Genomic DNA, 1,166 nt, shown 5'->3' with positions numbered 1-1,166 from the left:
CGATTTCACGGACACATCCATAAAGAGGCATACTATGCCCAAAAGGAGTGTGTATGACCAAGCGAAGGAAATTTTCCCCAGAGTTTAAACGCGAAGCGGTATTACTTGCCCAGCAGCCTGGTGTCAGTTGTCGGCAAATTGCGTTGGATATCGGTATCAACCCCAATCTCCTTAGCCGTTGGAAGCGGGAAGCTGAGCAATCCAAAGAGACCGCATTTAAAGGCCACGGCTCCCCTCGCGATGTGGAAATGGCAAGATTGAAACGCGAGCTCGCCAAGGTAAAAAAGGAACGAGATGTTTTGCGCGAAGCGGCAACGTTCTTTGCCAAAGAGTTACCGTAAGGTATCTGGCGATATCACGTTGCCGCGATGTATTCTCTGTGCGTCTCATGTGCCGATGTCTGAACGTTTCGCCTAGCGGTGATTACGCTTGGGTAGAGCGAGAGCCTAGTGCACGAGCCCAAGAAAACGCGACACTGCTAGAACGAATGCGTGAAATTCATGATGACAGTGGCGGCATTATCGGCGCGCCACGTATGCACGAGGATCTGCAAGCAGAAGGTAGGCGTGTCAGCGTAAACCGTGTTGCCCGACTGATGGCAGCTAATGGTCTTTATGGTTGGCCACGAAAGAAAGGCCGCGGTGCGAAACGAAGAGCAGTGCGGCCAGCCGGGTTAGCCAACCATTTAAACCGTGACTTTTACGCCCGAGAGCCGGAAACCAAGTGGGTGACGGATATCACTGAGGTTGGCACACTGGAAGGAAAGCTCTACTTGTGTGTCGTTCTAGATCTGTTCAGTAAACTGATTATTGGCTGGTCGATGCATCATCGACAGGATCGTCACATGGTGATGCGTGCGGTTGAGATGGCCGTCTGGCAACGCCAGGCAGATCATCAAACCATCTTGCATTCTGATCGTGGCGCGCAATTTACCAGCGGAGACTACCAACGTCTACTGAAGCAGAAGCATTTAATCAGCAGCATGAGTGCTGTGGGTCATTGTGCTGATAATGCAGCTTGTGAAGGGTTCTTCGGTGTATTGAAACGAGAACGAATAAACTATCGGCAATACCGAACAAGAGATGAAGCAAGAGCAGATATTTTTGATTATATTGAACGGTTCCATAATCCAAGAATGCGACGTAGGCTCGCCCGTCAAGACAATA

Annotated in this window: 1 protein-coding gene; it reads left to right on the top strand. The window is 50.3% G+C overall.

What is annotated here, in order from left to right; translation table 11 throughout:
* Window positions 1-53: 53 nt before the first annotated feature.
* Window positions 54-1,166 (top strand): IS3 family transposase gene (locus CS022_RS24570; protein WP_129124480.1). Its coding sequence is split into 2 segments (ribosomal slippage), with 1,114 coding nucleotides annotated over them: window positions 54-297 and window positions 297-1,166; the frame shifts between segments, so codons are not numbered across the junction. This gene is flagged as partial in the annotation.

Source organism: Veronia nyctiphanis (assembly GCF_004116385.1).
Classification (GTDB): Bacteria; Pseudomonadota; Gammaproteobacteria; order Enterobacterales; family Vibrionaceae; genus Veronia; species Veronia nyctiphanis.
This window is presented reverse-complemented; position numbering and strand designations above follow the sequence as displayed.